This window comes from Streptomyces canus, assembly GCF_030815415.1.
Lineage (GTDB): Bacteria > Actinomycetota > Actinomycetes > Streptomycetales > Streptomycetaceae > Streptomyces > Streptomyces canus_F.
This window is the reverse complement of sequence record NZ_JAUSWW010000001.1, coordinates 1,238,502-1,260,041: the sequence shown is the minus strand read 5'-3', so window position 1 is coordinate 1,260,041 and position 21,540 is coordinate 1,238,502. Positions and strand designations below refer to the sequence as shown.

Sequence of the window (21,540 nt, the reverse complement as noted above, 5' to 3'; positions counted from 1 at the left end):
GAACGGCTACCGCTGCTCACCGCTGCCGCCTGCGAGTGGCGAGCAACAGCGCGATGTCGTCGGGCCGGTCGACGGCCTGCCGGGCCGCCGCGGTGAGCCAGTCCGCCACACCCGCCAGACGTGCCGTGGGGGCCCCGGCCCGGGCGAGGGCCACGCGCAGCGCGCTGATGCCGTCGTCGATGTCGATGCCCGGCCGCTCGACCAGACCGTCGGTGTAGAGCGCCAGGACGGCGCCCGGCTCGATCCGCAACTCCGTGACCGGGTAACGGGCGCCCGGGTCCACACCGAGCACGACGCCGCCGGGCAGGTCGAGGACGCGGGTGCTGCCGTCGGCGTTGCGCAGGAGGGGCGGCGGGTGTCCCGCGCGGGCCACCCGGGCGAGCCCGGTGACCGGGTCCAGACGGATGTAGCAGCAACTGGCGAACTGGCCGGGGTCGAGGTCGATGAGCAGATGGTTCGTGCCGCTCATCACCTCGTCGGGCGGCCGGTCGCCGAGCGCGAACGCCCGCACCGCGCTGCGCAGTTGGCCCATCGTCGCGGCGGCCTGCACACCGTGTCCCTGGACGTCCCCGATGACCAGGGCCAGACCGTCGCCCGCCTCGACGACGTCGTACCAGTCCCCGCCCACCTCCATGCCCTGGGTGCCCGGCAGATAGCGGCCCGCCGTCTCCACCAGCGGATGGTCCGTCAGACGGCGGGGGAGCAGAGCCTGTTGGAGACCGCGGGCGAGGGCGGCCTCGCTCTCGTAGCGCCGTGCCTTGTCCATGGCGTGGGCGATCAGCCCGGCGAGCGCGGTGAGGACCGAGCGTTCCTCGCCGGTGAAGGTGCGGGGGCGGTCGAAGCCCAGGATGCAGGAGCCGACCGGACGCCCCGAGGCGATCAGCGGCAGGAAGGCACGGGCGCCCTCCGTCGCGTCCAGCGGGATGCCGGGGTAGGCGTCGGTGAGTTGCTGCATCGAGTCGAAGAACAGCGGCTTGCCGCTGGTGAGCGTCTCGACGCCGGGCAGATGCTCGTCGAGCCCCACGCCGTCGAACGGGGCGAGGAACCCCGGCGGGAAACCGGACTCCCACGCCAGGTACAGATGCCGGTCCTGGAGGAGGTAGATCGCCAGCCGACGACCCCCGAACACGGGCAGCAGCTCCTTCATGACCACGGCCGACACCTGACGGGCGGTGACCGCCTCGGTCAGTGCGATGGCCAGCACGATCGGGCGGTACAGCGGCGCCAGCGACGACGTACCGGTCTGGGCGGCCTCGGAGGTGTCGGCGGAGTCCGGCATCCGGCTCGTCGGCTGGACCGTGCAGGTCAGCACGTCCGGGCCGGGGTAGACGGACAGCGCGAGCCAGTCGCCCTCGTAGGCGGCGTCCGCGCCGGGCGGCCGCCGCACATGCAGATGCACCGGCTCGGGTGACAGCAGGGCGCTGCGCAGATGGTCCTCGAAGTCGGGCTGGGCCAGCCAGGGCACGCCGTCCCACAGCGGGCTGCCCAGGAGTACGTCCCGCGGCCGGTGCAGCAGCTGGGCGGCGCGGGGATTCGCGTAGGTGACCAGCCCCAGCCGGTCCAGGCAGAACACACCCTCCGGCAGCAGATCGGCGGCGTCGGCCGCGGAACCGGGCCCGGGATCGAGGACGAAACCCCTGACGGGCCGCGCGCCGGACGCGGCGGAGGAGACCTCGGGGGTCCAGAACTCCATGAGCCGCAGCCCGCCGTCCGTGGCCCGCAGATACAGCGGCAGCGACGGTGTGCTCGCGGCGGCCTCCCGCAGTGCGGCGAGCACACGCCGGGTGTCGTCGGGGGCCACGGCCCGGGCCAGCGCCTCGATCGTGCCGCCGAACTCCGTGGGAGCCACGCCCAGCAGGGCGTGCAGATGCGCGTCCGCGGTGACCACGCCGGTCGCCGGATCCCACGCGAACCGTCCGAGCCGTCCCGCCGACACCTGCGCGGTCGGCGGCCGCACGCACAAGGGCTCACCGTCCCAGGCGACCGGCTCGGTGTCCCGCAGCTCCTCAAGGCGGCGGGCCAGATCCTCCGCCACCCGCGCCACCCGTTCCCGCTCGGCCAGCACCTCGGTGGCGTCCGCGACGGAAGGACGCAGCACGGTCAGCACGCCGAAGGTCGCGGACCTCCCCACGACCGGTACGTACAGCGATCCGAACTGGAACGGCAGACCGGCCGCGAACTGAGGGTAGCGGCGCATGGTCTCCGTGGCGTTCGGCAGCACGACCTGCACCCCGAGCCGGTAGGCGTCGGCGACGGGGAACGGACGGTCGGCGTGCAGCCGCCACCACGGCCGGAACAACGGTCCCGGGAGCCCGGCGAGCACCGCCAGACGCAGCATTCCGGGGGTGCTCGAACGCAGGTAGACGCCGCCGGCGTGACCACCGCCCGCGCCGATCGCCTCCGTCGAGGCGTCGATCAGCAGCGCGGCCAGCCGTCCCGGCGTCCGGTGCGCGTCCTCGCCGCTCCCGGTCATCGGCCTGCCTTGTCCTTGCACCGTCCCACGGGCGACACACAGCAAGAATGCGCCACGAGGGGCCTGCGGCGCATCCGCGTGGGACAGATGTGAGGGAAGTCGGGCGGGGCGTTCGGTGCCCCGCAAGGTCGGACGGCCCGAAGCCCCGGGTGCGAGGCGCAGGCACGGACCTTCGGCGGGGCGCCCTCCGCGGCAGCACGCCGCGCGCAGGACACTTGCCGGCCCCCGGGCCCTCGGTCAGACGGTGAGGGCCTGATGAGGAGCGGGCGCCGCGTATCCCGGTCTCGGGCCCGTACGCTCCCACGCCCCAGGTCTCGGCTTTGTGTGCCCGCGCCGCGGACTCGGTCCGGCACCCGGGCCCGTCCCTGTGCCCGTCCCTGGACTCGCGCCCCGGTCTCGGGCCCGTGGGCTTCCGTGCCCCAGGTCTCGGCTTTGTGTGCCCGCGCCGCGGACTGGGCCCGGCACCCGGACCCGGCCCTGGACTCGAGCCCCGTGGGCTTCCGTGCCCCGGGTCTCGGCTCTGTGCCCCCGCGCCGCGGACCCGGTCCGGCATCCTGTACTCGTCCCGGCACCGGCACCGGCACCGGGCCGGCACCGGGCCGTACCGGTGCCCAGCCTGGCCCGGTCCCGCGCCCCCGGCGCCCCGCGCTGCACCCCCCGGCGCCGGGCTCAGCCGGCAAGCCCCTGCAACCCCTCGTAGGCCGCCATCACCAGTTCCAGGCCCCGCTGGTCCGTCCCCGGCTCGCGCATCTGGTTCGTCACGTACGCCACTGTCATGCGGGCGTCCGGATCGATCATGACGAGTGAGCCGCCCCAGCCGCCCCAGCCGTACGTGGTGCCGAAGCGGCCGTAGCCGAGGCCCCAGCTCATCGGCATGCCCAGGATGCGGTCCTCGCCGCTGTACTGCTCCTCCCAGGCCCGTGCGCAGCCCGCCGGGGACAGCAGCCGGACCCCGCCCACCGAGCCCGCGCAGGCCATCGCCGACTGGACGAGGGCGACCGAGCGGGCGTTGCCGAAGCCGCTCGCCGCGGGGATCTGGGCCCGGCGCCAGGACACGCTGTTGCCGTCCCGGAGCCGGATCCCGGTGGCCGTGGAGGGGGTCGGGTCCTGACCCGCGGCCCCGGCGACGTAGTCCTCGTCCTGGCCGGGCGGCGGTACGGCGAGCGCGACGCGGTGGTCGTGCCCGGCGGACAGCCCCATCAGGAAGTCGGCGCCGAGCGGCCCGGCCACCTCCTCGGCGAAGAACGCGCCCGGCGTCCGGCCCGTGATCCGGCGGACGACCTCGCCGACGAGGAACCCCTGCGTCAGCGAGTGGTACCCGGCCGCGGTCCCGGGCTCCCACTGCGGCGCCAGCGCGGCCAGCCGGGCGGTGACCGCCGCCCAGTCGTACAGCTCCTCCACCGGCCCGTCGTAGTCCGGCAGACCGGCGGTGTGCGAGAGGAGATGCCGTACGAGCACCTTCTCCTTGCCCGCCGCGGCGAACTCCGGCCAGTACCGGGCGACCGGCGCGTCCAGGTCGAGATCGCCCCGGTCCGCCAGCACCAGCGCGGACAGTGCCGTCATCGTCTTGGTGACCGACCAGACGTTGGTGACGGTGTCCCGCTCCCACGCCGCCGTGCGGCCGGCGTCCGCGAAGCCGCCCCAGACGTCCACCACGGGCTCACCGTCCACGAAGACCGCGGCCGAGCCGCCGACGTCCCCGGCGTCGAGGAAACCGGCCAGCGCGTTCGGCACGGCGGTGAACAGATCGTCGTACGAGCCCCGAATGTCTGCCATGCGCGGAATCTAGCCCGTGGGGACGGGGCCGGGGCAACCCAATTACGGCGCCCGTGATCTGCGAGAACCGCCCGCCGGACTCCGTCGCCTCATATCGTGGGAAGTGATGCAATATCGGCAGCGAGGCGGCAGTGCCATGGCGGACGCGGGGATCGACTACGCGGCGGTGTTCCAGGCCCTGCCCGGCATGGTGGCGGTCCTGAACCCCGGTCTGGTGTACGTGGACGCCAACGAGGACTTCGTCCGTATGTCCGGCCGCAGCCGGGAGCAGCTGGTCGGCCACTACCTCTTCGACGTCTTCCCGGACAACCCGGAGGACCCGGGCGCCTCCGGCATGCGCAATCTCGCCGCCTCCCTGCAGCGTGTCCTGACCACCGGCGAGCGCGACACCATGGCCGTGCAGCGTTACGACGTCCGGTCCCTGGAGCTGCCGGGGCGCTGGGAGGAGCACTACTGGAGCCCGGTCAACGCCCCCGTGCTGGGCCCCGACGGCGAGGTCGCGCTCCTCGTGCTCCGGGTGGAGGAGGTCACCGAGTTCATCCGCGACCGCGGCGGAGCCGTCGGCACCCGGGCCCGGGCGCTGGAGGCCGAACTGTACATCCGGGCCCGGGAGTTGCAGGAGGTCAACGAGCGCCTCAGAAAGGCCCACGCCCGTGAGCGGGAGGTCGCGCTGGCGCTCCAGGAGGCCATGCTGCCGACACCCCGCCTGAAGGGGGACCACAGGGTCGCCGTCCGCTACCGGCCGGCGGTCAGCGCGCTGAACGTGTGCGGCGACTGGTACGACCTCGTGGACCTGGTCGGCGGCGACCGCATCGGTGTCGCGGTCGGTGACGTCGTCGGCCACGGGCTCGCGGCGGCCTGCGCGATGGGTCAGCTGCGCAGCGCGCTGAGCGCCGCCTCGCGGGTGGCCGGGGGTCCCGCACAGGCCCTCGACGTCCTGGGGCGCTACGCGCATGTGGTGGCCGGTGCGGAGTCCGCCACGGTGGTCATCACGTTCATCGACTTCGACGCCCGCACCGTCACGTACAGCAGTGCGGGGCATCCTCCGCCGGCCCTGGTCCACGCCGACGGCAAGGTCGAGTTCCTCGACGCGGCCACGGACCCGCCGCTGGACGCCAGCCCCGACCCGGTACCGCGACCGCAGGCGACGACCTCCTTCACCGACGGCGCCACCCTGGTGCTCTACACCGACGGCCTGGTGGAACGCCGCCGCGAGGACATCGAGATCGGTCTGGAACGCCTGGCGGACTCCCTCACCCGCCACCGGGACGCAGATCCGGAGACGCTGGCGGACGCGGTCCTGGAGGAACTCCTCCCGCCGGAGGGGGCCACGGACGACACGGCCCTGATCGTCGTACGGCTGTGAGGAGCGGGTCTGCGGGGAGGGCCGGGGCAGCGCCTACGCCCCGGAGGTGATCCGCTGCCGCGTCAGGCCGACCGCAGTGCGCGCCTGCCGAGCAGGAGCGGCGTGGCGAGGAGGAGGAGTCCGGCCACGGCGATGGCGGTGCGGGTGGTGGTGAGGGTGGCCAGCAGACCCCAGAGCGCGGTCAGGGCGGCGATGGTCAGTTTGGCGCTGATGGACCAGGCGGAGAGCGTGCGGGCGACACGGTCGGGCGGGGTGTGTTCGAGCCGGTAGGTGGCCAGTACCGGGTTGAAGACGCCGATGCAGGTGATGAGCCCGAGCTCGACGACCATGACCAGCAGGAGTCCGGGCACACCGGGACCGACGAAGGCCAGCCCCAGCGGCCAGCACACCCGCAGGGCCCCGGCGGTCACGAGGACCTCGCGCCGGCCGAACCGTGCGACGAGCCGCCGGGACAGCCGAGCGCCGATCAGTCCGCCGACGCACGGCACCGCGAAGGCGAGGCTGTACTGCCAGGGTGCGAAATGGAGGCCGCCGAGCATGAGGACGGAGAGCAGCGGGGCGGCCACCATGATCAGCCCGTTGACGAGGACGGCGTTGAGGAACAGCGGGCGCAGCACCGGATCGGTGAGGATGAAGCGCCAGCCGTCGAGCAGGTCACGGCCCCTGAGCCGGTTTCCCGTCGCGGGCCGTATCGGGCGGACCTCGTTCTTCCCGCCCATGGCACGGATCCCGACCGCCGAGAGCAGATAGCTGACGGCGTCGGCGACGACGGTCACCACGGGGCCGAGCAGCCCGATCGCCGCGCCGCCGAGGGGCGGCCCGATCATGGTGGTGGTCCACATCGTGGCCTCGAACCGTCCGTTGGCGGTCAGCAGATCCTCCGGCGGCACCAACGCCTTGAGGCAGGCGCCGGAAGCGGCGGTGAAGGTGATGTCGGCCGCGGCGACGAGCACCGACACAACCAGAAGTTGTGCGAAGCTGAGGCGACCGAAGGCGTACGCGACGGGGACGCTCAGCAGCAGTGCGCACCGGGCGAGATCCATGGCCATCATCACCGGCCGCTTACGGCGGAACTCCACCCACGGCCCGAGCGGCACCGCAACCACCGCCCCGACCGCGAGCCCCGCCGCTGCCAGCGCGGACACCTGGGCCGGACCTGCGTGCAGCACGAGGATCGCGATCAGCGGAAAGGCGTGGAGGGCCAGCGCGGTGCCGAGCGCACTGACGCCGTACGCCGCCCACAACCACCCGAACGCCCGCCCCATGCCGCCGCCTCTCTCCCTGGTCCTCGGACATCCAAGCGGTCGACGGATCCAGAGATCAAACAACCCCCGAGCGGCTCGGACACAACCAAGAGTTGTGCCTTTACGATGGCGGCCATGGACCTCGATGCCGTGCGGACGTTCGTGACGGCCGCGGAGACGGGACGGCTCCAGGACGCCGCCACGACCCTGTCGGTCACCCAGCAGGCGGTCTCCAAGCGTGTCGCCGCGCTCGAGAAGGAGCTCGCCGTACGCCTGTTCACGCGCACCCCGCGCGGGGTGCGGCTCACCATCGACGGTCAGGCGTTCCTGCCGCACGCCCGGGCGCTGCTCGACACCGCGGAGCGAGCCATGGCCTCCGTGCGGCCCGGCTCCCGTGCTCTGCGCGTGGACGTGATCGGCCGCCGGCTGGGCCCGGCCGCACTGCTACGCGGCTTCCACCGCGCGTGCCCCCAGGTCGAACTCGACGTGGTGACCCTCTTCGACGCCAAGGAGGCAGTGGCTGCCATCCGCTCCGGCACGATCGACGCCTCCTTCCGTGCCGTCACCGTCCCCGCCCGCCGGCTCCCCGACGGCATCGCCGCGGCGCGGGTCCACGACGAGCCCGTCCAGCTGCTGACCGGGCCGCAGCACGCCCTGGCCACGGCCCGCGCCGTCACCCCTGCCCAGCTCGCCGGGCACCGGATCTGGATGCCGGGCCTGGTCGCCGGTACCGAATGGGCGGCGTACTACGACGAGTTCGCCACGGAGTTCGGTCTCACCATCGAGGCGACCGGACCCGACTTCGGCACCGATCCCCTCCTGGACACGATCGCCGACTCCCCGCAGCTGGCCACCCTGGTCGGCGAACAGACCCGCATGGTCTGGCCCACCGACCAGGACCTGCGCCGCATCACGCTGCGCGACCCGGTGCCGGTCTACCCGCACTCACTGATCTGGCGGTCCGACAACCCCCACCCCGCCCTCGCGAGGCTCCGTACCTACCTCGACAGCGCGGGGCCGGGTCGCCCCGACGCGGAGACCTGGGCGCCGCACTGGGCGCGCTGAACCGGCCCTGGTGGCGCCGACCTTCGTGCGCGGGTGGTCCGTCGGGCAGTCACCCGAAGGTGCGCAGCATCTGTCCCATCGCGGCGACCACGGACGGCTCGACCCGGTAGTACACCCAGGTGCCGCGCCGCTCGGAGGTGAGCAGGCCGGCCTCCTTGAGCTTCTTCAGGTGGTGGGAGACGGTCGGCTGGGAGACACCGACGTCGGAGATGTCGCACACACACGCCTCGCCGCCCGCGTGCGAGGCGATCAGCGAGAACAGCCGCAGGCGTACCGGGTCGCCGAGGGCCTTGAACATCGTGGCGGTCCGCTCGGCCTCCTCCGCGGTCAGGGGCCGCTCGGTCAGGGGCGGGCAGCACGGTGCGGCGGTGGCGGAGGTCTCGGGCTCGAGCAGGGGCAGCGCCTCGGTGTTCGACATGCGTCTATGTTGACACTTGTCGAATCAGGGGCCAAGCTGACTTCTATATCGATGAACGTCGAAATAAAGGGGATCGCTCGTGAACGCCTCCGCCATCGACCGTCTGCCCGTCGTGGTCATCGGCGCCGGACCCATCGGCCTGGCCGCCGCCGCCCACCTGGTCGAGCGCGGCCTCGACCCCCTGGTCTTGGAGGCCGGCCCGACCGCGGGCAGCGCTGTCCGGGAGTGGTCGCACGTCCGCCTGTTCTCCACGTGGGCCGAGCTCGTCGACCCGGCCGCGGAGAAGCTGCTGGCCCCGACCGGCTGGGTCCGCCCCGACGCCGCCGTCTACCCGACCGGCGGCGACTGGGCCGAGCGGTACCTCCAGCCGCTCGCCGACGTCCTCGGCGACACGGTCCGCTACGGCGTCCGGGTGACCGGCGTCGCCCGCGCCGGCCGTGACCGCATCGTCGACTCGGGCCGCGACGAGCAGCCCTTCACCGTGCACATCGAGACCTCGGACGGCCGTGAGGAACGCCTCACCGCCCGCGCCGTCATCGACGCGTCCGGTACCTGGTCGACGCCGAGCCCGATGGGCGCGGACGGCCTGGCCGCGCTCGGGGAGAAGGCGGCCGCCGACCGCGTCTCCTACCGCGTCCCCGACGTCGACGACCCGGCCGTACGCGCCCGTTACGCGGGCAGGCGCACCGCCGTGATCGGCTCCGGCGCCTCCGCGTTCACCGCCCTCGCCCTCCTCGCCGAGCTGGCCGCCGAGGCCCCCGGCACGCATGCGGTGTGGGTCCTGCGCCGGGGCATCGGCGCGACCACGTACGGCGGCGGCGAGGCCGACCAACTCCCGCACGCGGAGCCCTGGGCCTGCGCGCCAAGGCGGCCGTCGAGGCCGGTCACGCGAGCGCGATCACCGGATTCCGCACCCGGGCCGTCTCCTATGACGGCGACCGACTGGTCCTCGAGTCCGACGACGGCCGCCGCACGGACCCCATCGACGAGGTCATCGTCCTCACCGGCCTCCGCCCCGACCTCTCCTTCCTCTCCGAGCTCCGCCTCGGCCTCGACGAACGCCTCCAGGCCCCGACGGCCCTCGCCCCGTTGATCGACCCCAACGTCCACTCCTGCGGCACGGTCTACCCGCACGGCGTCAACGAGCTCTCCCACCCCGAGCGGGACGTCTACCTGGTCGGCATGAAGTCCTACGGCCGCGCCCCCACCTTCCTCGCCATGACCGGCTACGAGCAGGTCCGTTCCGTCACCGCCGCGATCGCCGGGGACCAAGAGGCCGCCGAGCGCGTCGAGTTGACCCTGCCGGAGACCGGAGTCTGCGGCGGCGCGGGCCTGTTCGACGAGCCGGAGAACGCCGAACAGTCCGGCGGCGGATGCTGCGCCGCCCCCACCACGCTCCAGATCGGCACCGCCGCCCCGGCCGCCAGGCCCGGCGGCTGCTGAACCCCGCACCCACTCCAGGAGGTTCGCCATGACATCCCGCGTACAACTCGCCCTGCGCGTCCCGGATCTCGACGCGTCCATCGCCTTCTACAGCAAGCTCTTCGGCACCGAACCCGCCAAACTCCGCGACGGCTACGCCAACTTCGCCATCACCGAGCCACCGCTCAAGCTCGTCCTCATCGAAGGCAGCGCAGGCGAGACGACCCGCATGGACCACCTCGGCGTCGAGGTCGACAGCACCGAGGCGGTCCACGCCGCCACCGCGCGGCTGAGCGGAGAAGGCCTGGCCACCGACGTCGAGAACGACACCACCTGCTGCTACGCCCTCCAGGACAAGGTCTGGGTCCGCGGCCCCGGCCAGGAGCCGTGGGAGGTGTACGTCGTCAAGGCCGACGCCGACTCCCTGGCCAAGCAGCAGGGCAGCACCTGTTGCGCCGATCCGGGCGAGACGGCCACCGCGGCGCGGCGGTAATGGGGTGTCGCCGGGCCCGGCCCACTGCGATCGTGGTGCGCGACCCCCGGCACCCGGATCAGCAAGGAAACCCCACCATGCCCGTACCCGCCGACCCCACGGTCCTTCATCCGATGCCCGAGCAGCCGCGCGTGGTGCTGCTCAAGCCGTTGGTGAAGTCGCCGCTCATCGAGGTGGGGGAGTTCTCGTACTACGACGACCCGGAGGACCCCACCGCCTTCGAGACGCGGAACGTGCTCTACCACTACGGGCCGGAGAAGCTGGTGATCGGCAGGTTCTGTGCGCTGGGCACGGGGGTGCGGTTCATCATGAACGGTGCCAACCACCGTATGGACGGCCCCTCGACATTCCCCTTCCCGACCATGGGCGGCTCCTGGTCCGAGCACTTCGACCTGCTCACCGGACTGCCGAACAGGGGTGACACGGTCGTGGGCAACGACGTCTGGTTCGGCCACGGAACGACGGTGATGCCCGGCGTACGGATCGGTCACGGCGCCATCATCGGCACCGGCGCCGTGGTCACCTCCGACGTCCCCGACTACGGGATCGTCGGCGGCAACCCGGCCCGCCTCATCCGCACCCGCTACAGCGACGAGGACATCGCCCGGCTGCTGGCGGTGGCCTGGTGGGACTGGCCGCTGGAGCACATCACCGAACACGTCCGGACGATCATGTCGGGCACCGTCGCCGACCTGGAGGCCGCGGCCCCCTAGACCTCGCCCCTCCATGGGCTGCGATCATCCTCGGATGCGGGAGATCGACGAACTCACACAGGTGGACGACCCGGCCTGGCCGGAACTCCAGGAGGCGTTCACGGCCGGTGCCGTCCCGGTGCGGGTGCTCGCCGCCGACCCGGCCGAGGGGCGTCGGAGCGTGCTGCAGATGCAGGTCACCGCGCGCTCCACGCTCGGCGCCCTGGCCTGGAACTGCGGCGGACTGGTCCTCGACGACGGATGGGTACGGGTCTTCGGCGGCGGCTCCGGGGCGAGCGGCGGCCTGCCGAGCCTGGCCCAGGTCAACCGCTTCCCCGACGTGTTCGACCCGGACTGGTTTCCCGAGGCCGGACTCGTCGTGGGACAGGACGCGCTGGGCGGCGTGTTCGCCCTGAACGGCCATGATCCCGCCGGGTCCGGGCGCCCCGGTTCCCCGGGCCGCATGACCTACTTCGCGCCCGACACCCTGGCCTGGGAGGCGATGGACATGGGCCACTCCTCATGGGTGCACTGGCTGTTGTCCGGCCGCCTGGAGACGTTCTACGACGGGCTGCGCCGGCCCGGCTGGCGTGCGGAGGCCGCCGCGCTGGACCTCTCGCAGGGCATCAGCGTCTTCCCGTTCCTGTGGACCGAGGAGGCCCACGCCGATCTCGCCGCGAACAGCTGGCGGGCCGTGCCGATGCGCGAAGTCCTCGGAGTGGCCGCCGACTTCGCCCGGCAGCTGGGCCCGGCCGATCCGGGGTTCCTCGGCGACGTATGAGCGGTGACGTAGGAGCAGCGATGTATGAGCGAGACCGCTCAGTCTCCGACGAACACGAGGCAGCTGCCGGGAGTCGTGGCGCAGGCCTCCAGGAACGCGGCGAGGTCCCGGACCGCCGCGGTCTGTGCGTCGTCCGTGCAGCGGCTCAGCAGATCGGGGATCTCCCGGAGGGCGGCCTCGGCCACCTGCTCGTTGAAGAGGGTGTCGTTGTACGGGTCGACCATCCAGAGCTTGCCCGAGGTGTTGACGGGCAGCTCGGAGATCAGTCCGGCGAGCGCCTCGCCATGCTCGTAGGACTGACGGATCAGCGTCGGCCTCTGCCTCTCGGGTTTCTGATGCCGCTCGGGCCGGTGCGGACGTCCGTTGTGCAACTCCAGATCGATCCCCATGGCGCGATTCTCCCGTGGCCGCCGCCGGTACCGGTAATGAATTGAGAGGCGTGAACCGCGCTCGGGTGACACGCTTCTGGGGGCCTGATCCCGAGCGTGGTTCAGGTGCGGGCGGTTCGAGTGCGGGGGATGGGTGCAGGGCGCGGAGCATGCGGTTTGGGAACGTGATGTCCCGGTCAGGTATCTGCTGGTTCAGGAGGACGCGGACGGCGAGGAGCAGTACTGGGGACGGTGTGCCGGTGTCGAGGGCCTGTTCGTCGACAAGGTGCCGCCGCCGCGCGAGGTACTGACGCTGCGGGGCTGCACTCCCGAAGGCCCCTTGCGGGACGCCTTGTTGCCGGACGGCGCGGGCACCGGGCTGCTGGGTGACCTGTGCGTCGAGGTCTGGGACGAGGAACAGCCGTTGCAGTGGTGGACCCTGGTCGACACCGTCGTCCTGGCGCACCGGCCCAATCGGAGCGATCCGGCACTGGTGGATGTCGTCGTGGGCGCGGGCGTCGAAGAGGAACACGCCTGGGAGCACACGCGGCCGGCCCAGCCGGTGTTCAAGGTGTTCGCGGGAACCACCGCGGGGGCCGCGCCCGCCGGGCAGTGCCTGGACGTGGAGGGACTGTTCGCCTCCCGTTACGGCCGGGGGACGGTCCCCATGCACCTCGTCGGCTGCGAGCCCGCCGAGCCGTTGCGCACGGTGCTGGGTCGACGGCGGAAGTGGGACAGGGACTGGGTGGGGCTGTGGGCGCTGGACCGCCACGGCCGGGTGATGTACCGCCACAACGTGTATCTGCGGATCGAGAAGGCACGCCCGTCCGTGCTCGGTGCCGACCTCCTCGACATCACGCTCACCGGCGGCGGTGACCAGCGCCCGCTGGTGGCCCGCCCGGTCTGGGAGACCTGGTACCGGGGCGCTCCGACGGTCCGTAATCAATGGGCTCCGTACACCACCGAGGGCCGGTACGAGTGGCTCGAACTCACGGCCACCGGTGTCGGCGAGCGGCGCCCCGACCGCTCCGGTGGCGTCCACCGTCTCGACGGCAGGTTCGTCACCGACGAACCGGGCCTGCACTGCGCGATGGCCGAGGCGCTGGTGGGTCCGGGCCGTTACTTCGGGCGGGAGTGGAACGCGTTCAGGGACTGTCTGGGCGGCGGGTTCGGCATAGCCGCGCCCTTCACCCTGGTCTGGCACGACTCCCACATCGCACGGCAGGCCTTCGCCAACGACGCGTCCGGCGAGGGGTTCACCTACTTCGAGGAGATCGTCCAACTCCTCGAGCGCCGTGGCGTCACGGTAGAGCTCCGCCAGAAACAGGGCGTGTCCGTGCCGCGGTGACCACAGGCGCCGTCAGCGGTCTCGCCTGTGGCCCCGAACGGCCCACGCGCGGGCCCTCAGCGCGATCGTGCCGTCGGCCCCCGCCGGCACTCGGTCGCGCAGCGTCCGACGCAGCCGTTGTCGGGTGGCCGGTGAGAGGGTGGCGACGTAACCGGGGGCGGGGCCCTGGCCGGAGCGGAACGGGGACCACAGGTCGTCGAAGTGGGGGAAGAGGGTGGCGATGTCGATCGGTGCGACCGTCACCCGGGTCAGCCCCGCCTCGTCCCACAGGTCGCGCAGTGCGGTCGGATCGCAGAGCGGGAAGCGGCGGCTCTCGTCGTGGGCGGCCGCCGATGGGTCCACGGTTGTCGCGGCAGCCCAGAAGTGGCGCAGGAACTCCATGCCCTCGGCGTAGTCCCACACATAGGCGGCGACCAGGCCGCCGGGCCGCACCGCGCGCACCGCCTCGGCGACCGCGACACCGGGCGTGGGGAGGAAGTTGAGGACCAGTCCGCTGACGGCCACGTCGAAGACCGCGTCCCGCACCGGCAGGGCCCGGGCGTCCGCCACCGCGAAGCGGGCCGGTTCGGGGGTCGAGGCACGGGCCGTGGTGACGAACCCGGCGGACCCGTCAAGACCGAGCAGCGTCCGGGGCCGGCAGCGGGCGGCCACCGTGGACGTCAGGGCGCCCGAGCCGCATCCGATGTCCAGCCACCGTGCGCCGGGCGGGCAGGGGAGCCACGCCACGAACTCGTCGGCCACGAGTCGGCTCCAGCGGCCCATGTACCGCTCGTACGCGTCCCCGGCCGCCCATACGTCGAAGCGTCGTTCGGTCACCCCTCCACCTTGCACCGGTTTCACCGGCGATCGCAGGCGGAGGGCTCGGGTGCGGGAGGCGTGAGGGCTCGCGGACGGGAGTTCCGTCGAGCCGGGCGCGCGGGCCTGCCGAGGACCACGCCGATCAGCACGAGCGCCAGCCCGCACAGTTGCCGGCCCGTCATCGCCTCGCCCGCGACGGCCGTGCCGAGCAGCACACCGGTCACCGGGTTGAGCAGCCCGATCAGGCCCACGGTCGCCGCGGGCAGATGGCGCAGTCCGGCGAACCAGACGGTGAAGGCCAGCGCGGTGGCGACCAGGGAGACATAGCCGAAGGCGAGGAGCGCCGACGGGGAGAGCGTGGGTGGCGGACCCTCCACGGCCGCGGCGACCGGCAGCAGGAACACCGCTCCGGCGGTCAGCTGCCAGGCGGTGGAGGCGAGCAGGTCCGTACCGGCGTTCCACCGCTTGGTCAGGATGTGACCGAAGGCCGAGACCAGCATCGCCCCGGCCGAGGCGAGGACGCCCGGCACGTTCACCCCGCCCTCCCCGGTGAGCAGCATCAGACACACGCCGCCGAGCCCGACCGCCGCGCCGGTCAGGTGCGCGAGGCCGGGCCGCTCGGCGACCAGGGGCCAGGCGATGAGCATCATCGTCAGCGGGGACATCGCCATGACGGTCGAGGCGATGCTCGTCGGAAGCAGCTGGGAAGCGACATAGACGAGCACGAAGAACACGCTCATATTGAGCAGCCCCAGCACCGCCGACCGCCACCACCACGCGCCGCGCGGCAGCTTGCGGCACAGCGCGAGCAGGACGAGCCCGGCGGGAAGCGCCCGCAGAGCGGCCCCGTACAGCGGACTGTCGGCGGGGAGGTACTCGTGCGTGACGAAGTAGCTGGTCCCCCAGGCCACCGGCGCGACCGCGGTCAGCGCCACCCAGCGCGCATTAGCTTCCATGGAAGCTAATATACCTTCCCGGGAAGGTATTGTGACCCCATGGAAGAACTCGACCGCGTGGCCCGCATCCAGGCCGACTGGCGTCGTGAACGGCCCGACGTCGACGTCACCCCGCAAGGAGTGATCGGCCGACTGCACCGCCTGGCCGACCGGCTGACCGAGGAGCTCTGCCTCGTCTACGGCGACTACGGCCTGAGCGAGGGGGAGTTCGACGTCCTGTGCGCCCTGCGCCGCGCGGGCGAGCCCTACGAACGGGCACCCGGCGAGCTCGCCGCCCACACCATGGTCACCACCGGCGCGATGACGAAGCGGATCGACCGCCTGGAGCGTGCCGGACTGGTCACCCGCCGACGCGCCGACGACGACCAGCGGGGCCGAATCGTCGCCCTCACCAGGCCCGGCCGCGACCTGATCGACCGGGCCTTCACCGACCACATGCGCAACGAACGCCGACTCCTGGACCTGCTGACACCCGGCGAGGCCGCGACCCTCGAAACGCTCCTCACGACCTGGCTCGCCCGGGTGGAATCCCCCGACGGTCAGCAGGGCGCGCGCACCGACTGATGCCCCAGCGGCCGCACGCCGCCTCAGACCGTGACGACCAACTTGCCCCGCGGATGCCCCTTCTCCAGGTGGCGTACGGCGTCGGCCGCCTCGGCCAGGGGATAGGCGCGGTCGATGACCGGAGTGATCGCGCCCGCCTCGACGAGGGCCTTGAGCGTGAGGAGGTCCTGCTGCCGGGTGACCGCGAACAGCGGGCGCAGGCGCTGGCCCACGAAGGCGGAGAGGACCAGTCCGCGGACCCACCGGTCCAGGCCGCCGAGCACGGGGCCCGCGTCCTCGCCGCCGACGAAGACGGCGGTGCCGCGCGGGGCGAGGATACGGCGCAGCCGGGTCAGGGAACGGTTGCCGGCGGCGTCGACGATCAGGTCGTAGCGGACGGGCCGGTCGGTGATGTCCTCGTGGGTGTGGTCGATGACGTCGGTGGCGCCGAGCGAGCGGACCAGGTCACCCGCGGTGGGGCCGCAGACGCCGGTGACCTGGGCGCCGTAGTGCGCCGCGAGCTGGACGGCGTACGTTCCCCACCCCGCCCGACGCGCCGATGACGAGGACTTTCTGTCCCGGCCGGGGGCGCGCCACGGCGAGGGCCTGGAGGGCGGTGACGCCGGAGACGGGCAGGACGGCGGCCTGCTCGAAGGAGAGGCTCGCGGGCTTGGCGGCGAGCTGTCCGGCCTTGCCGCGCGCGTACTCGGCGAAGGAGCCGTCGCACTGGCCGAAGACCTCGTCGTCGGGCTTGAAGCCGGTCACCTCGGCGCCCACGGCCTCGACACGTCCGGCGGCGTCCCAGCCGCGCACGGTGTGGGCGGGGCGGCGCAGTCCGAGCTGTGGACTGAGCCGGGCGATGTAGGGCCGTCCGGTCATCAGGTGCCAGACGCTCGGGTCGACGCCGGCGGCCCGCACCTCGACGAGCACCTCGTCGGCGCGGGGGACGGGACGGTCGATGTCCCGCAGGTGCAGTGTGTCGGTGGAGCCGTAGGCGTTCTGGACGATGGCCTTCACAGGGGCTCTCCTTGACCGCCGATTGGTCGGGATTCCCTCGGATCGTCGCGGTGAACCGTGCCGTCGGCCAGTGCCCGGGGTAGGACTGCGTCAGGAGTCGAGGAGAGGGTGGACGCGATGCGCAGGATTCCTGTCCGGGCCGTCCAGGTGGTCGGAGTGCTCGCCGCGGTGGTGGTCGCGTTGTGGCTGGCGACGTTGCTCGTCAAGAACTTCTGAGGCAGGGCCCCCGCACCGCGAACCGCCGTGGGTGCGAGGGCCCTTGGGGAGTGCCGCCGGACTACTGCTGAGCGCCGCCCCGTCGCCGTACGACGAGAACGACCGCCCCGGCCACGAGCAGAACCGCCGCCGCGATACCGATCCACGCGCCCGTGGGCAGACCGCTGTCCTCGTCTTGTTCGGTGTCGGCGGTCTGCGGGGTGGGGGAGACGCCGGTCTCCGTGGCGGTGGGCGTCGGCGTCGGAGTCGGCGACGCGCTGGGGGTGGGGCTCACCGTGGTCGCGCCCGGCGCTGCCGCCTTCAGTTCGAGGACCGGGGCCTCGTTGCCGTGCCCGTGACCGTGCCCGTCGTCGGACTCGCCCAGTTCGATCCAGCGGTCGACCTTGCCGTCGCTGTAGGTCTGGAGCGTCTTGAACGCCAGCTCCTTCGCGTCGGGCAGCTGCCGTACGACGACCGAGTGCTCGGCGTCGCCACCGACCTTCACGGCCGGACCCTTGACGGTGTAACCGTCGTCCGTGGTGGCGAACTTCCAGCCCTCGGGGCCGTCCTCGTACGTCACGTCGGTCGGGGCGATGCCCTTGGGCAGGATCACCCGGAGCTGGGTGATGCCGGCGGTCGCCGACTCCGACTCGGCGGTGAAGGTGAGCTCGACGTCCTGGGCGAGGGCCTGTGCGTTCTCGGCCTCGATCTCCACATGGGCGGCGGCCGGAACGGCGCTGAGCAGGACGGCGGTTGCTGCGGCCGCGGTGGCGACGGCGAGGCGGCGGGTGGTGCGGGACATGGGTGTCTCCAGGCAGGGGGGTGCGCCGGGGCGGCCTGAACAGGCCTCCCGGCTGGGTCAGTTGGCTTCGGCCGACCCGGACGCGGGAGGACCGCGACGCACCACCGCATACGCGAGCACCGGACCGGTGGCCGCGGACCATCCGGTCTCCATCGGCACGAGCACCGGCGGCCGGTTCCGCACCGCCGTCCGGGGCCGTGTGAACAACGCGCGCGCCGCGGCGACATGGGCACGCGCCGCGTCGAACACCGCGGCCACGCCACGCGCGACGGTCCAGCACGCCGCGTCCGCGCGGTGCAGCAGCACCGCGACGAGCACGGCGGCCACGGCGTGGGCCGCCGCCATCGCCACGGAGTCGTACGAGGCCGGGTGGGCGCCCCGCATGTGGTGACCGTGCTGGTGGGCGGGCGGCTGTGCGTGCGCGCCGAGGGTCAGCCACAGGTGCAGCCCGGACTGGCCTACGACACTGCAGGCCACGACCGTTCCCATGCGCCGGGGACGGCGTACGCCGACCAGCCCCAGACCGAACAGCGCGGCGGCCACGGCCGAACCCCGCGCCCACGGTACGGCGCCCTCGGCGGCCAGATGGTGGGCGCTCACCCCCAGCACCGTGCCGACGACGGCGAACACCGCGGCCCGCAGAACGGGCAGGGGCGCTGGACGGTGCGTGGCGGGTTGGTGCATGACCTGCTCATCTTGGGCCATGGGTTGCTCGGCGCGCAGGCCGGTCGGCAAATGAGACGGACGCCTCGGCCTGGTCAGCGCGTCACAGCTTGAAGACCACGCCGCGCCATGTCCATCCCGCGCCGAGGACCGCCGCGCGCAGTGGGTCCTTGAGTTCCGCGGGATCGAAGCGGAACACCTCCGTCTTGTGCCTCCGGCCGTCGTCCCCGCGCTCGTACGTCCATTGCCGACTGACCATGGAGACCTGCCCACGCGAGTACTCGCGCGAGATGGCCAGCCGGGGCGTTTCCCCGACCCAGGTGACCTGCCACTGCTCGTCGACCGCCCGCACCTCCTGATCGGCCGGGACCAGGCGCATCCGCGTCCGGAGGGTCGACGTGAGCTGGGTGCGGGCGAAGAAGGTGTGCCAGGCGGGTTCCTCGATCCGCCACTCCGCGACCAGGTCGGCGCGCTCGTCGGGCCGAGCATTGCGCACGACGTACGGCGCGTCGGGCCTGTTGACGGCGAGCAGCGCGGCCCGGACCTCCTCGGCGGAACGCGATGCGATGCCGCGGTCGGGGTGGCGCGTGCCGGTCAGCTTGTCGAAAAGGCCCATCGGGTCAACTTACGGACGGGCGGCGGCGATCGGCAAACCTGGTCGGCGGGAAGCATCGTGTTGAGCTATGCGATACGGTACGTATCGTCTTGTTTGGTGGATGCGGAGGAGCGCGGACATGGAACGCATGGTCGACGTGGCCCCCGGTGTGCGCCTGTGGGTGGAGGACCGCGGCGCGGTCGGGGCGCCCCGCTGCTGATGATCATGGGCGCGCAGGCGTCGGGGCTGGGGTGGCCCGACGAGCTGGTCGACACGCTCGGCACCCGCCATCACGTCATCCGCTACGACCACCGGGACACCGGGCGCTCCACCTGGCGGTTCGACGAGCAGCCCTATCCGCTGACCCGACTCGCGGAAGACGCCGTCACCATCCTGGACCGGCTCGGTGTCGAACGTGCCCACGTCGTCGGAATGTCACTGGGCGGCATGCTCACCCAACTCCTTGTCGCCGACCACCCCGACCGGCTGCTCAGCGCCACACTGATCGGAACCGCCGCCCTCAGCACCCTCCCCTACGTGAGTCCGGACGGAACCCGCACCCCGCCGGAGCGGCTTCCCGGAGTCGCCCCGCATCTCCTGGAGCTGTGGTCCCGCCCGGTGGAGGACCGGGGCCCGGAGGCCGAGTTGGCGCGCCGGGTCGAGCACTGGCAGGTACTGGGCGGTGACCAGCTGCCCTTCGACGCCGCATACGCCCGCGCACGGGAACGGACGATCATCGAGCACACCGGGCACCACGCCACCAGCACCGCGCACGCCCGTGCCGACACCTCCGGCATGGACCGCACCGCACCACTCGCCCGCACCGACGTACCCACCCTGGTCATCTCCGCCCCGGCCGAACCCGTCGCCCCGCCCCCGCACGCCCACCACCTCGCCCAGGTGATCCGCGGCGCCCGTCTCGTCGAGATCCCCGGGATGGGCCACGCCCTTCCGCCCCAGGTCCACGCCCCGCTCGCCGCGGCGATCCTGGAGCACACGGCGAAGGCCTGACGCCGGGCGCGCTCCGCTTCTGATCCCGTCCTGATCCGGAGCGTCCTCCGGAGACGGCGCCAGAACGAATGGCGCCACCTCGATTTCGCTACAAGTTCCGAAATTATTCGCGACGGCTCCGTGCATATGGCCGAAATGCATGCCTCGTAGCTTCGTCATCGGGTCCGCCGGACCGAAAACGCTACTTTCCCCTGAAATTCCAGGAGCCCAAGGTGCCCAACCTCTCCAGACGCGGTGCCCTGAAGCTGACCGCCGGCATGGCCGTCCTCGGCACCCTCGGCCTCACCGGCTGCGGACGCGAGGACGGCGCCACCGCCGCGAAGTCCTCCGCCTCGCCCATCGGGGACTCGCCGGCCACCGGAACCGTCACGGTCTGGGCCGCGCAGGGCGACGCCGATGTGCTCGACAAGGTCATCAAGCCGTTCAAGAGCGCCAATCCCGACGTCACCGTGAAGTTCACGCTGATCCCGAACGCCGATTACTACACCAAGCTGCAGTCGGCGGTCGCGGCGGGCAAGGGGCCCGACATCGCCCAGTTCTTCCCCGAGTCGCAGGCCCAGTTCCTCGACCCGTCGATCCTCCAGCCGGTGCCGGGCGGCCTCGTCGACCCGAACAGCTTCTTCAAGAGCCTCTGGGACGCGGGCGTCGTCGACGGCGTGGCCTACACGGTGCCCTGGTACGCCTACACGTACGCCCTCGTGTACCGCTCCGATCTGGCCAAGAAGGCGGGCGTCGAGGCGCCGGCCACGTGGGACGAGATGGTGCCGTTCTTCAGGGCTCTCCAGAGGGCCGGTGCCAAGCACGGCCTCGCGGCCGACATCGGGTGGGACATCTTCAACGGCCAGGACGTCGCGATGTACGCATGGCAGGCGGGCGGCTCGCTGCTCTCCTCCGGCGGGAAGTGGACACTCGACACCCCGGCGATGATCGACGCGCTCAAGTACAACGCGTCGTTCTTCACCTCGGGCGTCGCCGACACCGCCACGCCCACCTTCCTCGACGCGCAGCCGTACTTCGTCAGCGGGAAGACCGCCACGATGATCACCGGCCCGTGGGTGGTCGGCCAGCTCGACACCGCCGCGAAGAAGGACGGCTGGACCGCGTCCCACGTCGCCACCGCCCCCCTGCCGGCCGGGTCCTCGGGCAGCGTCTCCTTCTCCGCAGGCGGCAGCTGGGGCGTCCTCGCGGACAGCGGCAACGCGGACGCCTCGTGGAAGCTCGTCCGGCACATAGCGCAGCCGAGCACCCAGATCGCGCAGTACAAGGCGTACAGCTCGCTGCCCGCGGTGGTCTCCGCCTGGGACGACCCCGCGATCAAGGGGCAGCCGCTCCTCGGCGCCTTCCTCACGCAGCTCAAGAACACCCGGACGTTCCCGCAGGTCAGCACCTGGCAGCAGGTCGCGACCCGGATCGGCAAGGAGATGGAGGCCGTCGCCAGGGGCACGTCGACCGCGGAGAAGGCCGCCGCGGACATCCAGTCGTACGCCGACAGCCTCGGCACGGGCGCGAAGTGA

At 72.4% G+C, this 21,540-nt stretch carries 19 protein-coding genes and 3 pseudogenes; 10 read left to right on the top strand and 12 right to left on the bottom strand.

Features of this window, described 5'->3' with window-relative positions:
- Positions 1-16: 16 nt before the first annotated feature.
- Together QF037_RS05885 and QF037_RS05880 are read right to left on the bottom strand one after the other, a co-directional pair.
- Positions 17-2,473: a SpoIIE family protein phosphatase gene (locus QF037_RS05885; RefSeq protein ID WP_307022514.1), complete on the bottom strand. Its 2,457-nt coding sequence runs from the start codon at positions 2,471-2,473 to the stop codon at positions 17-19.
- 669 nt (positions 2,474-3,142) lie between these two features.
- A complete protein-coding gene (locus QF037_RS05880; protein WP_307022512.1) occupies positions 3,143-4,249 on the bottom strand; it encodes a serine hydrolase domain-containing protein in 1,107 nt (368 codons plus the stop codon).
- Positions 4,250-4,385: 136 nt separating this feature from the next.
- On the opposite strand from QF037_RS05880, the gene QF037_RS05875 reads away from it, so the two are divergent.
- Complete coding sequence (locus tag QF037_RS05875; protein ID WP_307022509.1) at positions 4,386-5,615, top strand: PP2C family protein-serine/threonine phosphatase; 1,230 nt, start codon at positions 4,386-4,388, stop codon at positions 5,613-5,615.
- Positions 5,616-5,677: 62 nt separating this feature from the next.
- On the opposite strand, the gene QF037_RS05870 is transcribed toward QF037_RS05875, so the two are convergent.
- Positions 5,678-6,880, bottom strand: a complete 1,203-nt coding sequence (locus QF037_RS05870; RefSeq protein WP_307022507.1) for an MFS transporter — start codon at positions 6,878-6,880, stop codon at positions 5,678-5,680.
- A 114-nt stretch (positions 6,881-6,994) separates the two neighbouring features.
- Between QF037_RS05870 and QF037_RS05865 the strand changes: the two genes are divergently transcribed.
- Complete coding sequence (locus QF037_RS05865) at positions 6,995-7,924, top strand: LysR family transcriptional regulator (protein WP_307022503.1); 930 nt, start codon at positions 6,995-6,997, stop codon at positions 7,922-7,924.
- A gap of 49 nt (positions 7,925-7,973) precedes the next feature.
- Here the strand turns inward: QF037_RS05865 and QF037_RS05860 are convergent, their stop codons facing one another.
- Entirely contained in the window at positions 7,974-8,342 is a 369-nt protein-coding gene (locus tag QF037_RS05860; RefSeq protein WP_307022501.1) for an ArsR/SmtB family transcription factor, read from the bottom strand.
- 79 nt (positions 8,343-8,421) lie between these two features.
- Here QF037_RS05860 and QF037_RS05855 point away from each other — a divergent pair.
- The 4 genes and pseudogenes from QF037_RS05855 to QF037_RS05840 all read left to right on the top strand — a co-directional run bounded on the left by QF037_RS05855 (position 8,422) and on the right by QF037_RS05840 (position 11,730).
- Positions 8,422-9,785: pseudogene (locus QF037_RS05855) on the top strand (FAD-dependent oxidoreductase).
- A gap of 28 nt (positions 9,786-9,813) precedes the next feature.
- Complete coding sequence (locus QF037_RS05850; RefSeq protein ID WP_307022499.1) at positions 9,814-10,257, top strand: ArsI/CadI family heavy metal resistance metalloenzyme; 444 nt, start codon at positions 9,814-9,816, stop codon at positions 10,255-10,257.
- 77 nt (positions 10,258-10,334) lie between these two features.
- Positions 10,335-10,970: a CatB-related O-acetyltransferase gene (locus QF037_RS05845; protein WP_307022497.1), complete on the top strand. Its 636-nt coding sequence runs from the start codon at positions 10,335-10,337 to the stop codon at positions 10,968-10,970.
- Positions 10,971-11,004: 34 nt separating this feature from the next.
- Positions 11,005-11,730: a DUF2625 family protein gene (locus QF037_RS05840; protein WP_307022495.1), complete on the top strand. Its 726-nt coding sequence runs from the start codon at positions 11,005-11,007 to the stop codon at positions 11,728-11,730.
- 38 nt (positions 11,731-11,768) lie between these two features.
- Here the strand turns inward: QF037_RS05840 and QF037_RS05835 are convergent, their stop codons facing one another.
- On the bottom strand, positions 11,769-12,119 hold the full coding sequence (locus QF037_RS05835; RefSeq protein ID WP_307022493.1) for a hypothetical protein: 351 nt from the start codon (positions 12,117-12,119) through the stop codon (positions 11,769-11,771).
- 133 nt (positions 12,120-12,252) lie between these two features.
- Here QF037_RS05835 and QF037_RS05830 point away from each other — a divergent pair, with 133 nt between their 5' ends.
- Positions 12,253-13,446, top strand: a complete 1,194-nt coding sequence (locus QF037_RS05830; RefSeq protein WP_307022490.1) for a barstar family protein — start codon at positions 12,253-12,255, stop codon at positions 13,444-13,446.
- Positions 13,447-13,458: 12 nt separating this feature from the next.
- Here QF037_RS05830 and QF037_RS05825 read toward each other — a convergent pair whose 3' ends face one another.
- Positions 13,459-14,262, bottom strand: a complete 804-nt coding sequence (locus QF037_RS05825) for a class I SAM-dependent methyltransferase (RefSeq protein ID WP_307022488.1) — start codon at positions 14,260-14,262, stop codon at positions 13,459-13,461.
- 20 nt (positions 14,263-14,282) lie between these two features.
- A complete protein-coding gene (locus tag QF037_RS05820; RefSeq protein ID WP_307022486.1) occupies positions 14,283-15,200 on the bottom strand; it encodes an EamA family transporter in 918 nt (305 codons plus the stop codon).
- A gap of 39 nt (positions 15,201-15,239) precedes the next feature.
- On the opposite strand from QF037_RS05820, the gene QF037_RS05815 reads away from it, so the two are divergent.
- Positions 15,240-15,764: a MarR family winged helix-turn-helix transcriptional regulator gene (locus QF037_RS05815; protein WP_307022484.1), complete on the top strand. Its 525-nt coding sequence runs from the start codon at positions 15,240-15,242 to the stop codon at positions 15,762-15,764.
- 23 nt (positions 15,765-15,787) lie between these two features.
- On the opposite strand, the pseudogene QF037_RS05810 reads toward QF037_RS05815, so the two are convergent.
- The 5 genes and pseudogenes from QF037_RS05810 to QF037_RS05790 all read right to left on the bottom strand — a co-directional run.
- Positions 15,788-16,222, bottom strand: a pseudogene (locus tag QF037_RS05810) (zinc-binding dehydrogenase); the annotation flags it as partial.
- A complete protein-coding gene (locus tag QF037_RS05805) occupies positions 16,209-16,622 on the bottom strand; it encodes an alcohol dehydrogenase catalytic domain-containing protein (RefSeq protein ID WP_307037007.1) in 414 nt (137 codons plus the stop codon). The pseudogene QF037_RS05810 and the gene QF037_RS05805, both read right to left, overlap by 14 nt.
- 415 nt (positions 16,623-17,037) lie before the next feature.
- Positions 17,038-17,757, bottom strand: a complete 720-nt coding sequence (locus tag QF037_RS05800; RefSeq protein ID WP_307022482.1) for a DUF1775 domain-containing protein — start codon at positions 17,755-17,757, stop codon at positions 17,038-17,040.
- Between the two features lie 57 nt (positions 17,758-17,814).
- Positions 17,815-18,441, bottom strand: a complete 627-nt coding sequence (locus QF037_RS05795) for a hypothetical protein (protein WP_307022480.1) — start codon at positions 18,439-18,441, stop codon at positions 17,815-17,817.
- 82 nt (positions 18,442-18,523) lie between these two features.
- On the bottom strand, positions 18,524-19,036 hold the full coding sequence (locus tag QF037_RS05790; protein WP_307022479.1) for a hypothetical protein: 513 nt from the start codon (positions 19,034-19,036) through the stop codon (positions 18,524-18,526).
- Between the two features lie 118 nt (positions 19,037-19,154).
- Here QF037_RS05790 and QF037_RS05785 point away from each other — a divergent pair.
- Both QF037_RS05785 and QF037_RS05780 read left to right on the top strand, forming a co-directional pair.
- Positions 19,155-20,026 (top strand): annotated as a pseudogene (locus QF037_RS05785) (alpha/beta fold hydrolase).
- 212 nt (positions 20,027-20,238) lie between these two features.
- Positions 20,239-21,540: an extracellular solute-binding protein gene (locus QF037_RS05780; protein ID WP_307022477.1), complete on the top strand. Its 1,302-nt coding sequence runs from the start codon at positions 20,239-20,241 to the stop codon at positions 21,538-21,540.